This is a genomic window from Kitasatospora sp. NPDC093558 (genome assembly GCF_040683475.1).
Classification (GTDB): Bacteria; Actinomycetota; Actinomycetes; order Streptomycetales; family Streptomycetaceae; genus Kitasatospora.
The window spans coordinates 1-12,376 of record NZ_JBFBDY010000175.1 but is presented as its reverse complement, the minus strand read 5'-3'; the positions used below and the strand labels follow the sequence as shown (position 1 = coordinate 12,376).

General features: G+C 75.3%; 10 protein-coding genes. 6 read left to right on the top strand and 4 right to left on the bottom strand.

Going from position 1 to position 12,376, the window contains the following annotated elements:
• Together AB0O00_RS18370 and AB0O00_RS18365 are read right to left on the bottom strand one after the other, a co-directional pair.
• Nucleotides 1-935: glutamate-cysteine ligase family protein (locus tag AB0O00_RS18370; RefSeq protein WP_363652977.1), on the bottom strand; the 935-nt coding region annotated here is incomplete at its 3' end.
• A gap of 306 nt (nucleotides 936-1,241) precedes the next feature.
• Nucleotides 1,242-2,495, bottom strand: coding sequence for an aminotransferase class I/II-fold pyridoxal phosphate-dependent enzyme (locus tag AB0O00_RS18365; RefSeq protein WP_363652975.1), 1,254 nt, complete (start codon nucleotides 2,493-2,495; stop codon nucleotides 1,242-1,244).
• Nucleotides 2,496-2,670: 175 nt separating this feature from the next.
• Here AB0O00_RS18365 and AB0O00_RS18360 point away from each other — a divergent pair, with 175 nt between their 5' ends.
• Entirely contained in the window at nucleotides 2,671-3,243 is a 573-nt protein-coding gene (locus AB0O00_RS18360) for an antibiotic biosynthesis monooxygenase (protein WP_363652973.1), read from the top strand.
• A 107-nt stretch (nucleotides 3,244-3,350) separates the two neighbouring features.
• Here AB0O00_RS18360 and AB0O00_RS18355 read toward each other — a convergent pair whose 3' ends face one another.
• Together AB0O00_RS18355 and AB0O00_RS18350 are read right to left on the bottom strand one after the other, a co-directional pair.
• Nucleotides 3,351-3,839, bottom strand: a complete 489-nt coding sequence (locus AB0O00_RS18355; protein ID WP_363652971.1) for an SRPBCC family protein — start codon at nucleotides 3,837-3,839, stop codon at nucleotides 3,351-3,353.
• Nucleotides 3,840-3,848: 9 nt separating this feature from the next.
• The gene (locus AB0O00_RS18350; protein ID WP_363652970.1) at nucleotides 3,849-5,720 is read right to left on the bottom strand and encodes a glycoside hydrolase family 15 protein; all 1,872 of its coding nucleotides are present in this window, start codon (nucleotides 5,718-5,720) and stop codon (nucleotides 3,849-3,851) included.
• Nucleotides 5,721-5,944: 224 nt separating this feature from the next.
• Here AB0O00_RS18350 and AB0O00_RS18345 point away from each other — a divergent pair, with 224 nt between their 5' ends.
• The 5 genes from AB0O00_RS18345 to AB0O00_RS18325 form a co-directional block, all read left to right on the top strand.
• Nucleotides 5,945-6,748 (top strand): SAM-dependent methyltransferase, encoded by an 804-nt coding sequence (locus AB0O00_RS18345; protein ID WP_363652968.1) that lies wholly within the window; start codon nucleotides 5,945-5,947, stop codon nucleotides 6,746-6,748.
• Between the two features lie 85 nt (nucleotides 6,749-6,833).
• Nucleotides 6,834-8,951, top strand: coding sequence for an EAL domain-containing protein (locus AB0O00_RS18340; protein WP_363652966.1), 2,118 nt, complete (start codon nucleotides 6,834-6,836; stop codon nucleotides 8,949-8,951).
• Nucleotides 8,952-9,372: 421 nt separating this feature from the next.
• Entirely contained in the window at nucleotides 9,373-10,227 is an 855-nt protein-coding gene (locus tag AB0O00_RS18335) for a glycosyltransferase family 2 protein (protein WP_363652964.1), read from the top strand.
• The gene (locus tag AB0O00_RS18330; RefSeq protein WP_363652962.1) at nucleotides 10,227-10,817 is read left to right on the top strand and encodes a hypothetical protein; all 591 of its coding nucleotides are present in this window, start codon (nucleotides 10,227-10,229) and stop codon (nucleotides 10,815-10,817) included. The genes AB0O00_RS18335 and AB0O00_RS18330 overlap by 1 nt, the downstream gene beginning before the upstream one ends.
• A 157-nt stretch (nucleotides 10,818-10,974) precedes the next feature.
• A partial coding sequence (locus tag AB0O00_RS18325) for a glycosyltransferase (protein WP_363652961.1) occupies nucleotides 10,975-12,376 on the top strand: 1,402 nt, incomplete at its 3' end.

Sequence of the window (12,376 nt, the reverse complement as noted above, 5' to 3'; positions counted from 1 at the left end):
GTGGGCACCACCCAGCCGTCGCCGGGCTGGGCGTCGATCATCCGCAGCTCCAGGTGGCCGCGCGGGCGCACCGGCGGGAACAGCGTGGTGCGGTGGTACTCCAAGTCGGCGAGGGTGGGCGGGCGTTCGCCGGCGCCGCGCAGCCAGTCGCGGAAGGTGAGGCCGCGCGGGGCCGTCCACGGGAGGCCCTCCGGGCGGCGCATGCACAGCACTTCGGCGTCCAGCACGTACTGCGCCCACGCCTCGCGCGGGTCGCCGTGGTCGGGGGCCGGGGCGAGCGTGCGGCTCGGGTCCATCCGGGACCACACGATCTGCCGGGTGGAGCGGTGGCCGGTCGGTTTCCCGTCCAGCAGCGGCGAGTTGGCGAAGGCCGCGACCAGCACCGGGCCGAGCCGGTGGGCCAGCAGCCAGCGCCGGTCCGCCGCGTGCGGGCCGTCCGCGGCGCCGGCGTCCAGGCAGACCTGGAGGGACGCGGTGCCCGTCATCATGATGCGGCCCCAGGGGCCGGCGGCGTCGAAGTACCGCTCCATCGCCACGTAGCGGGGGTGGTCGAGGACCATCCGGCGGGGGCGGGCCAGGGGATCGGTGCCGGTGCCGGTGAGGCGCAGGCCCTGGGCCGCGAACGCGGCCCGCAGGGCGGTCAGATCGCGCCGGGTGTCGTCGACGCAGGCCAGGAGGCCGGTGGCGGGCTGGGAGCTGAGCTCGACCTGTCCGCCGGGTTCGAGCGTGAGGCGCGAACCGGAGGGGAGCGAGGTGCCGTCCTCGCCGCCGAGCGGCAGCGACCGGAGGGCGGCGTGGGTCCGTTCAGGGGGGACGGGCCGGTTGGGACATCGGTCGTCGTGGACGAACCACTCGGCCTCGACGCCGACCAGCCTGGGCGGACCGATCTTGAAGCACACGCCCGACACGTGGCTGCGCGCCCCCGACTCCGTCAGCGGGGTGACCCCCGATGGGGTCGGCGGGGGGCTCTGCCGGTCGGGCGGAGTGGTCGGGGATACGGGTATCACCGGACTCACCATCCTCGGGATCACGATTGCGGCCCGGTCTACCTTGCCCAGTCTGCTACGGAGCATGCGGGGACGCCCCGCAAAATTCGCGTGAATGTTCGTCTTCGCAGGTCAGAGGCCGCGCAATCGGGTGAACGGAACCCTCCGTGGACGTCCTTCGGGGGCATTCCGTGGGGCGTACGAAGGTGCTTTCACCAGGCGCGGAAGGGGCCTTGACGTGCGTGCGGAGCGTGTTCACAAGCGGGCGAGGCGCTCGAGAACGGTGTCCAGCAGGGGTTGTGGCAGTGCGTAGTTCAGGCGCAGCGCGCCGTGGCCGCCGGGGCCGAAGTCCGCGCCGTCGGAGGCCTCCAGGCCGCAGCGGTCGAGGAGCGCCCGGCGGGCGGCGGCGGGCGGCAGGCCCAGGGCGGCGGCGTCGAGCCAGAGCAGGTACGAGGCCTGCGGCGCGGAGCGGACGGCAGGGCCGAGGAGGCCGGTCAGGCGGGTGCGGGCGGCGGTGAGGTGGGCGAGCAGGGCGTCCAGCCAGGGGCCGCCCTCGCTCAGCGCCGCATGCTGGACGGCCTGTTCGACGAGACCGCCCTCCCAGAAGCCGAAGCCGGCCATCGTGTCGACGAGCCGGGCACGCAGGGCGGGATCGGGCACGAGCGCGAAGCTGCTCGGGAGGCCGGAGGTGTTGAACGTCTTGCCGACGGAGTTGAGCGTGACGGTACGGGGGCGGAGCCGCTCGTCGACGGTTGTGACGGCGACCGGGTGGGTGTGGCCGGGGTGGGTGAGGTCGCCGTGCACCTCGTCGGAGACCAGCAGCGCGCCCGCCTCGGCCGCCTCCTCGGCCAGGGCGCGGATCCCGGCGGCGGGCCAGACGCGGCCGGACGGGTTGTGCGGGCTGCTGAGCAGCACGACGGAGGTGGGGCGGGGGAGCAGGCCGGACGGGAGGCGGTAGCCGTGCCCGGGGGCGAGGTCGGGGCCGGGGCCGGGGTCGGGGTCGACGTAGAGGGCGGGGGCGAGGTCGAGGGGCAGCTCCCGGTACGGCAGGCCGGCGGCGCGGCACACCTGGGCGAAGCCGCCCCACTCCGGGGCGGGGAAGGCGACGGGCGCCTCCGGGCGTACGGCCTCCAGTAGCAGCCGGACCGCCGTGCGCGGGCCGAACGGCAGGAGCAGCACCCAGTCCGGGTCGATCGCGACGCCGTGCCGCGTCCGGTACCAGCGCGTCACCAGCTCCCGCCCGGCCGGGTCGCACACCGTGTACCCGTACGCCCGGTGCCGCGCGCGGCGTGCGAGCGCCTCGGCGACGGCCGGCGGGCCCGGCAGGTCCATGTCCGCGAGGCCCATGGCGATCATCCCCGGTGCCGAGGCCCGGGCCCACTTGCTGCTCCCGGTGCCCGACCGGTCGAAGGGCCGCCCGAAACCGAAGTCGGGCGTGGCGGTGGAGGTGTGGGGCGCTGCGGGGTCGGGGTCGGGGGTGCGGTGCGGGGTGCTCGGGCTGCGGTCCACGGCGGGCCTCCGGGGCGTCGGGCGTGCGCCGCCACGCTAACCCCGGCGGGCCGGGCCCGTCCCACGCTTCGGGCGAGGCGCGCGGGGGCGGGCACCGGGCCGTATGCTCCGGGCGGCCCGCGTACGGCGGGCGTACGGCGGGCGTACGGGGGAGAGGCGGCGGGTGCGGATGGCGATGACGGCGCAGGACACGGCCACCGAACAGGGCGACGAGGTCACGCTGTTCGTGGCCCGGCGGGTCGAACCGGGCTACGAGGAGGCGTTCGAGGCGTGGGCCAGGAACATCCTCGCCGCCGCCTCCGCCCATGACGGCAACCTCGGGACCGGACTGCTGCGCCCGGCCGGGCCGGGTGAACCCTGGCACCTGATGCTGCACTTCCGGGACGCCGAGGCGTTCCGCGCTTGGCAGGCCTCGCCGGCCCGGGCGGCCTGCTTCGAGAAGGCGGACGGCCACCACCACGAGGTGCACCGGCACGAGATCCTCGGGATGGAGGGCTGGTTCGCCACCACGCCCGGCGCGGCGCAGCGCCGCCCGCCGGTGCGCTGGCGGATGGCGGTCGCCTCGACCGTCGCGATCGCCCCGCTCGTCGTGGTGTCCGCCGTGCTGATCGGCCCGTACCTCACGGGCCTGCCGGTGCCCGTCCGGCCGCTGGTCACCGCGCCGCTCATCAGCGGGCTGATGACGTACGCGGCGCTGCCGGTGGTGACGCGGTGGCTGCGGAGATGGCTGTTCCCGGCGGACAAGTGACGGCTGACGGCTGGCAGGTAACAGAAAACAGATAACAGATTTCAGCGAACAGATTTTGAAATCTGTTCGCTGAAATCTGTCGGCCGTCATCTGTGCACCGTCGGCCGTCACCCGCCCGTCCCCGCTCGCGCCGCCAGGTACCCCGCCAGGCCGCGCCGCCCCCGGCGCATCATCACGGCGTGGTTCGCCCGGAACAGCAGGTGCAGCGGCAGGGCGAGCCGGCGCAGCAGGGGCTTGCCCGGACGGGTCTCCTCCTCGAAGAGCACGCGGCAGCCCGCGCCCTCCGACCCCTCAGGCCCCTCCGACCCGTCCGGCGTGACGGTGAACCGCGACCACCCGTTGAGGTCGCCGCGCATGGCGGCCTCCAGCACCCCTGCCGCCGGGTCGCGGCGGCGGGACTCCAGCCCGATGACCAGCGTGTACGGCAGCAGTGCGCGCACCACGACCACCCCCTGGTCCTCGCCCGTCTGCCGCACCTCCAGGATTTCCGGCCACCACAGCGGGTAGCTCCGCACGTCCTCCAGCGCCGCGTACACCTCCCGCGCGGGCGCGGCGAGTTGCCACACGCCCCGGAAGCGGTAGTGGTTGGGGTCCACGCCCCCAGCCTAGTCCGGTTCGGCCAGGGCGAACGCGGTGTTGACCAGCGCGACGTGGCTGAACGCCTGTGGGGTGTTGCCGAGTTGGCGTCCGGCGTGCGGGTCCCACTGCTCCGAGAGCAGGCCGAGGTCGTTGGCGAGCCCGACCACGCGGGCGAACAGTTCGCGCGCCTCGTCCCTGCGCCCGGTGGCGGCGAGCGCGTCGGCGAGCCAGAACGAGCAGGCGAGGAAGGCGCCTTCGTCCCCCGCCAGCCCGTCCCCGGCCAGCCCGCCATCGGCCCGTCCGTCCCCGGCCAGCCCGTCCCCGGCCAGCCCGCCATCGGCCCGTCCGTCCCCGCCCGGCCCGTCCCCGGTCCGTCCGGCCCGGTAGCGCCGGACCAGCCCGCCGTGGTCGAGCCCGTCGCGGACGGCGTCGACGGTGCGCACGACCCGGGGGTCGTCCGGCGGCAGGAACCCGCTCTTGACGACGAACAGGGTGGCCGCGTCCAGCCCCCGCCCGCCGTAGTGCTGGACGAAGACGCCGCGCCGCCGGTCGTAGCCGTTCGCGCACACGTCGGCGTGGACGGCGTCGCGCATCGCCCGCCAGCGCTCCGTCGGCGCGGGCAGCCCGGTGGTCTCGGCGAGCCGGACGGCGCGGTCGGCGGCGACCCAGCACATCACCTTGGAGTGCACGAAGTGCTGCCGCCCGCCGCGCACCTCCCACAGCCCCTCGTCCGGTTCGCGCCAGTGCCGTTCGAGGTACCCCATGAGGGCCCGCAGCAGCGTCCAGACGTGCCGTTCCATCGGCAGTCCGGCCAGCAGGGCGAGGTGCAGGGTGTCCACCACCTCGCCGTAGACGTCGAGTTGGAGCTGGTCGACGGCGGCGTTGCCGAACCGCACCGGCTGCGAGCCCTCGTAGCCGGGCAGCCAGTCGGCGGTGGTCTCGCCGAGCACCCGCTCCCCGGCGACCCCGTAGACGGCCTGGAGGTCGCCCGGGTCCCCGGCGATGGCGCGCAGCAGCCAGCGGCGCCAGGCGACGGCCTCGTCGCGGAAGCCGCTGCGCAGGAGCGCCGAGAGCGTCATCGAGGAGTCGCGCAGCCAGCAGAAGCGGTAGTCCCAGTTGCGGGCGCCGCCGATCCGTTCGGGCAGCGAGGCCGTCGGCGCGGCGACGATCCCGCCGGTCGGCGCGTACGCGAGCGCCTTGAGCGTGATGAGCGAGCGCAGGACGGCGGCCCGCCACTCGCCCTGGTAGCGGCAGCCGGCCGCCCAGTGCTGCCACTGGGAGACGGTGTCGAGCAGCGCGCGGTCCGGGTCGGTGCGCGAGGTGGAGGCCAGGTGGGAGGGCTGCCAGGTGAGGACGAAGGGGACGCGGTGCCCGGCGGTGACGGTGAACTCGGAGGTGGTGGCCCCGTCGAGGCCGTAGGTGTGGACGCCGTCGGGCACCCTCATCCAGGCGGAGTCGGGCCCGGCGACGGCGACCCGGTGGTGTCCGGTGCGGCGCACCCACGGGTCGATGCGCCCGTAGTTGAAGCGCAGCCGCAGCGAGCCGCGCATCGGGACGCTGCCCGCGAGGCCCTCGACGACGCGGATCAGCTGCGGGGCGCGCTGCCCGTCCGGGCCGCGCTGCGGCATGAAGTCGGTGACCCTGACCCGCCCGCCCGCGGTGTGCCACTCGCTCTCCAGGACGAGGCTGTCGCCCCGGTAGCGACGGGTGTGGCAGTCGCCGGCGCCCGCCGGGGCGAGCCGCCAGGCGCCGTGGTCGGAGTCGCCGAGCAGTCCGGCGAAGCAGCTGGGGGAGTCGAACCGGGGCAGGCAGAGCCAGTCGACCGAACCGTCCCGGCCGACCAGGGCGGCGGTCTGCAGGTCGCCGATGAGGGCGTAATCCTCGATGCGTCCGGCCATCACCCCCATTCTCGGCCCCGCCACGCCCGCCACGCCCGCCCGGCAGCGCGGGAGCCGGTACCGGCCGCGCCACCCGCAACAGCGGCACCGGCAGCGGGAGACGCGCACTCCGCTTGCACCCGTTCGGGGTGCGGGGGAGGATCTTCTGTGCTTGTAGTCTCATCTGTCACAGCAGTGGCTTGCGGCCGCTGGCGCCCCAGAACCGGAGTGAAGGAGTCACAGGCATGCGGCGACCGAGCTGGGTACCGGAGGGCACGGACCTGGACAAACCGAACGCCGCACGGGTCTACGACTACTACCTCGGGGGATCGCACAACTTCGAGGTGGACCGGGAGATGGCCCGCAAGGCGATCGCCCTGTGGCCGGAGCTGCCCCAGATCATGCGCTCCAACCGGGCCTTCCTGCGCCGCGCCGTGACGTTCCTCGCCGAGCGCGGCATCACCCGCTTCCTGGACGTCGGCTCCGGCATCCCGACCTTCGGCGCCGTGCACGAGATCGCCCGCGAGATCTCCCCCGGGGCACAGGTGGTCTACGTCGACCGCGACCCGGTGGCCGTCGCGCACAGCCGGCTGATGCTCGCGGACGACCCGCTGAGCGCCGTCGTCCAGGCCGACCTGCGCGACGCCGACCTGCTGGCCCACCCCGAGGTCGCCGGGCTGCTGGCGGCAGGCGAGCCGGTGGCCGTCCTGCTGGTGGCGGTCGCCCACTTCGTCAGCGACGACGAGGACCCGTGGAAGCTGGTCGCGGCGATCCGCGACGCGCTCCCGCCCGGCAGCGCGCTGGTCCTCTCCCACGCCTCGCTGGAGGGCCGCCCCGACCAGGCGGAGGACCACCAGAAGCTCTACCGGATGACGCCGACCCCGCTGACCATGCGCACCCACGAGCAGATCACCGCGATGTTCGACGGCTTCGAGCTCGTCGAGCCGGGCGTGGTCTACCTGCCGCAGTGGCGCCCGGACCAGCCGGAGTCGGTCGGCGAGCACCCCGAGCGGATGGCCGGGGTGGCGGGCGTGGGGTTCCGCCCTTGAGCGGAGCCAGCGGACCGTGCGGACACCCCGCCGACCCCAGCGGACCCTGCGGACACCCCGCCGACCCCAGCGGGGCGGCGGTCGCATGAGCACGCCCCCGGTGTCCGGCAGCGCCGAGCGGTTCCACGAGGAGTGGGCCCGGCTGCTCTCCGGCGACCACGGCACCGCCGTCCACCCCGGCCTGCTCGGCCGGCTGGTGGCCCGCACCGCCGCGCTGCTGCACCGCGCCCAGCAGGAGGAGCCGTTCGAGCCGCACCTGGCCGAGCGGGCCGGCGCCGAGCTGGTCGAGGCGCACTTCACTGACCCGGTCGTGGGGGCCCGGGCGGGGCGGCTGGGCGACGCCCAGACCGTCCTCCACGACCCCCGCCCCGCGCGCACCCGCGCCGGCGGGGCCGGCTGGGCGGCGGCCCTGCGCGAGCGCACGCTGCGTGAGCAGGAGGCGATCCGGGCCGCCGCGGACCTCGCCCGCAAGGAGGCCGAACGGGCGTTGCGCGCCTCGGAGGCCCGCTTCCGCGCCCTGTTCGAGAGTGCCGCGATCGGCATCGGCATCGGCGACACGGACGGCAACATCCTGGCCGTGAACAAGGCCCTCCAGGACCTGTTCGGCGCCGGACCCGAGGACATGATCGGCCGCCGGGTCGGCGACCTCGTCCACCCCGAGGACACGCCCGGCGTGTGGGAGGCGTACGAGGACCTGATCAGCGGCAAGCGGGACTACTTCCAGTTCGACAAGCCGTACTACCGCCAGGACAGCGAGGTCATCTGGACGCACCTGACCGTCTCGCTGATCCGCGACGACGACGGCAGGCCGCAGTACCAGGTCGCGATGCTGGAGGACGTCACCGACCGCTACCGGCTGCAGGAGCGGCTGCGCCACCAGGCCACCCACGACCCGCTCACCGGGCTGCCCAACCGGGCGGCGTTCTTCGAGCGGCTGGAGAAGCTGTTCGAGGAGCCGGAGCCGGGCGCCCGGTTCGGCCTGTGCTACGTCGACCTCGACGGCTTCAAGATCGTCAACGACAGCCTCGGCCACGACACCGGCGACCAGCTGCTCTCCGCCGTCGCCGCCCGGCTGAAGGCCGCGCTCTCCCCGCTCGGGCACCTGGTCGCCCGGCTCGGCGGCGACGAGTTCGTCGTGCTGCTGGAGAAGTGCCGGGGCGAGCAGGAGGCGGTCGCCGCCGCGAAGACCGTCCTCAAGGCGCTCGCCGGGCCGGTGCTGATCGGCGATCACAAGCTGGCCGTGGGCGCGAGCGTCGGCGTGCTGGAGCGGCGCGTGTCCACGACCACCCCGGGTGCCGCCGTCCGGGCCGCCGACCTGACGCTCTACCGGGCCAAGGAGGCCGGCCGGGGCCGCTGGACGCTGTTCGACCCGAAGGAGAACGCCCGCGCGGTCAGCCGGTACGCGGTGTCGGTGCGGATGCCCGCCGCCCTCGACCGCGGCGAGTTCTTCATCGACTACCAGCCGCTCTACGCGCTCGGCGACGGCCGGCTCGCCGCCGTGGAGGCGCTGGTGCGCTGGCGCCACCCGCAGCTGGGCGTGCTCGGCCCGGACGAGTTCGTGACGACCGCCGAGGAGACCGGGCTGATCATGCCGCTCGGCCGCTGGGTGCTGGAGCAGGCCTGCGGCCAGGCGGCCGACTGGATCAAGCGCTTCGGCGACGCCGCGCCCCAGCTCAACGTCAACCTGGCGGTCCGTCAGGCGCGCAGCGCGGCGCTGGTCGGCGACCTCGGCCGGATCCTCGACGGCACCGGCCTGGACCCGGCCCGGCTCCAGCTGGAGATCACCGAGTCCACCGTGGTCGGGCCCGAGGACGAGGCGCTGCGCACCCTGCACGGCCTGGTGGACCTCGGGGTGTCGCTGGCGGTGGACGACTTCGGCACCGGCTGGTCCAACCTCGCCTACCTGCGCGACCTGCCGGTCTCCGGCCTGAAGATCGCCGGGTCCTTCGTAGGCGACCTGCACGACCCGGGCAAGGACGAGTCGACCGGGTGGCGGATCGTCAGCGGCCTGGTGTCGATGGCCCACGCGCTCGGGCTGAACGTCACCGCCGAGGGGGTCGAGACCCGCAAGGACGCCGAGCGGCTGCGGACGATCGGCTGCGACTGGGCGCAGGGCTGGCACTTCGGGCGCCCGGTGCGGCCGGCCGAGATCGCCCGCCGGATCTCGGAGGAGCCGGAGGGCCGCCCGGTCGCGGAGCGGTGACGCTGAGGGGTAGTGGTGCTCGGGACGGTGACGCCGCGGGAGTCGGTGACTCGGCGTCACCGCGCGTCATGGGAAGTTACGTCGAAAAACGGACGAAAACCCCTTGACGTTACCCTGCGTGCAGACGGACGATGAGGCCCTGGCATAACGCACGCGCCCCCTTGGGAGCGCGGTAGCACAGCAGGCCAGTTCGCTCGACGGCGCCCTCGGCGCCGTGCGAGAGCCCGGGCGGTGCGCACCCCACCTTCGGCCGCCGCGGCACTCTCCGCAGTTCAGGCGGCTCCCACGGGGCCACCTCCCAGGTCACGCGTGCGCGTATCCGTCCGCGCCCGGGCTTGTTCGCCACACTTCAAGGGCCGCGTCGCGCCCGCTCCCCGGCGTCGCCGACCGCCCACCGCCTCCGCTCGTTCGAGAGGCCCCCATGAGCACCACCCTGCCCCCCACCGCCGTCCCGTACCCGTACGCAGGACGGCCCCCCGGCGCCGCGCCGGACCGGCACCCGCACCGGCGCGCCAGCGACCGGGTCCACGACCACCGCCCGATGCGCCGTGCCGGCGACCGCGTCGACACCACCCACACCGTCAGCCTCGTCGTCCCCGCCCAGAACGAGGCCCGCAACATCGCCTGGGTCTTCGAGCAGATCCCGCGCTGCGTCGACGAGGTCGTCCTGGTCGACGGCGCCTCCAGCGACGCCACCGTGCCGATGGCCAGGCAGTGCCTGCCGACCGTGCGCAGCGTCCAGCAGAGCGCCCCCGGCAAGGGCAACGCGCTGCGCACCGGGTTCGCCGCCGCGACCGGCGAGTACATCGTCATGATGGACGCCGACGGCTCCATGTGGCCCGGAGAGATCCCGCACTACCTGCACTTCCTCGACCACGGCTACGACTTCGTCAAGGGCTCGCGCTGCATCGCCGGCGGCGGCTCGCTGGACTTCACCCGGGTCCGCTCGCTCGGCAACCGCTTCCTGCTCGCCGTCGCCAACCGGCTCTACGACGCCGGCCTCACCGACCTGTGCTACGGCTACTGCGCCTTCCGCCGCTCCTTCCTGGATGCCCTCGACCTGCGCTCCACCGGCTTCGAGATCGAGGCCGAGATGATCGCGCACGCACTGCGTTCGGGGCTGCGGATCGCCGAGGTGCCGAGCCTGGAACTCCCCCGCCGCAGCGGTCGCTCCCACCTGCACGCCGTCTCCGACGGCCGCCGGGTGCTGCGGACCCTGATCGCCGAGCGTCCCGGTGCCCGGTCCTCGGCGGCCGCCCCGCCGGGGGAGCACTGATGGAGGGCACCGGCCGGCGCACCGCGGCTGCCTGCCCGCGCCCTGCCGCCCGCGACTCGCTCTACACCCCCGTCCGCGTCGTCGAACCGGACCCGGACGAGCCGGGGGCGTGGTACGCGCCCGGCGGTCGCGGTGCCGCCGACCCGCCCGGCCGCGTGTTGGCGTTGGTGCGGCTGCACGGACACCTGCCCGGCTTGGTCACGGCCACCGGTACGGCGGGCGGCGGCGCCGCGCTGCACCGGGCGCTGGTCGACGTCTCCCCTCCCCGGGAACCACGGGTTCCCACCCCGTCCACCCTGTTCACCCCGTTCACCCCGTCCACCCAGTCCACCGCGACACCCGCGGCGCGTCCCGGTCGGGCCGGACGCGCCCGGGTGCCTGCGGGCCCGCGGACGTGCGCGGCGGACCGCACCGGCGGCACGCCGGTCGGCCGCGCGCCGTCCCGAGGCGCCGCGCGGCTGGCGGCGCCACCGTGGGCGGACACCCGGAGCGCGGCCCGGTCGGGGTTGCCGCGCCCCGGGTGCCCGCCCACCCGACGGACCCGATGTCCCGGGCGCGCCGGCACGCCGGCCCGGTGCGGCCCGGACTGACCCGGACCGTTCCCGGGCTGTTCGCGGCCCGGCCCCGACCTCGATATCGGCTCCGACCCTGAACCGATCCCGCCCCCGGCCCGGTTTCGGCAACGCCCCGGCAACGCCCCGGCATTGCCCTGGCATTGCCCCGGATCAGGCACCGCGAGGAGGAACGATGCGCGGCACCAGATGGCCCGACGCCATGAAGTGCGACGTCACGAAGCGCGACGTCACGAAGCCTGACGCCACGACGGCAGACGACGACGCCCGCCCCACGACCGCCCCCGCGGCGGGGACCGGCGCGGCCCTGTGCCGTCCCGGGCACGTGCTCGACCTCGAACTCGCGGACGATCTCGACGCCGGACCGGCCGAACCCGCCACCCCGGCCGCCCCCGCTGCCCCCGCCGAACCCCCCACCCCCGCCCGCCTGCGCCTGCCGAGCGGCGACGACGCCACCGGCGCAGCCGGCCGCGCCCTGGCCCTGGTCAGGCTGCACGGCCATCCGCTCGGCCTGGTGAGCGCGACCGCCGCCGACCCCGACGGGCTGCACCTGGCCCTCACCGAGGCCGCCCGCACGGAACTCGCCGCCCCCATCGCCCGCCACCTCGCCGCCGACCGGGCGGGGTCGGCGGACGGCCGCAGCACCCACCCCCCGACCGCGTCCGCCCGCGTGCCCCATCCATGCCTCGCGGCCCGGGCGGACGCCCTCCTCGACGCACCGCTGATCAGCGTGGTCGTGTGCACGCACGACCGCGCCGACATGCTCCGGGACTGCCTGGACTCCGTCCTGCGGGTGGACTACCCGCGCTTCGAGGTCATCGCGGTCGACAACGCGCCGCACAGCGAGGCCGCCGCCCGCCTGGTGCGCGAGCGCTACCTGGGCCGCGTGCGCTACCTGCGCGAGCCGATCGTGGGCCTGGCCCGGGCGCGCAACCGCGGACTGGCCGTGGCCGCGGGGCAGCTGATCGCCTACGTCGACGACGACATCGTCGTCGACCGGTCCTGGCTGGCCGCGATCGCCGAGGCGTTCGCCGGCGACCGGCGCACCGGCTGCGTGACCGGGCTGATCCTGCCCGCCGAACTGGCCACCGAGGCCCAGGCCGCGGTGGTCCGCCACGCCGACTTCGACAAGGGCTTCGCTGTCCGCCGGTGGTCCCTGGCCGACCCCCCGCCGGACCCCCTCTTCCCGTTCACCGCCGGGCGCTTCGGCTCCGGCGGCAACATGGCCATCCGGGCCGCGCTGCTGCGCTCCCTCGGCGGCTTCGACCTGGCCACCGGCCCCGGCACCCCGGCCAGGGGCGGCGAGGACCTGCTCGCCTTCTTCCGGGTGCTCGCCGACGGGTACGCGCTCGTCTACCAGCCCGGCGCCGTGGTCTGGCACCGCCACCGCCGCACCGACGAGGCGCTGGCCGTCCAGGCCTTCGGGTACGGCAGCGGCCTCGGCGCCTACCTGACCGCCGCCGTCCGCCACGAGCCGCAGCTCCTGCCCGCGCTGCTGCGCCGCCTCCCGCGCGGCATCGCCCTCGTCCTCGGCCGGGCCCGCACCCGGCCGGCCGCGGACGCCGCCTGGTCGTGGC

Bases quoted from the DNA above. Each gene is read 5' to 3' on its own strand.
- AB0O00_RS18360 (WP_363652973.1), top strand. From the start codon at position 2,671: ATGACGGCGCAGGACACGGCCACCGAACAGGGCGACGAGGTCACGCTG.
- AB0O00_RS18350 (WP_363652970.1), bottom strand. From the start codon at position 5,720: ATGGCCGGACGCATCGAGGATTACGCCCTCATCGGCGACCTGCAGACC.
- AB0O00_RS18345 (WP_363652968.1), top strand. From the start codon at position 5,945: ATGCGGCGACCGAGCTGGGTACCGGAGGGCACGGACCTGGACAAACCG.
- AB0O00_RS18340 (WP_363652966.1), top strand. From the start codon at position 6,834: ATGAGCACGCCCCCGGTGTCCGGCAGCGCCGAGCGGTTCCACGAGGAG.
- AB0O00_RS18335 (WP_363652964.1), top strand. From the start codon at position 9,373: ATGAGCACCACCCTGCCCCCCACCGCCGTCCCGTACCCGTACGCAGGA.
- AB0O00_RS18330 (WP_363652962.1), top strand. From the start codon at position 10,227: ATGGAGGGCACCGGCCGGCGCACCGCGGCTGCCTGCCCGCGCCCTGCC.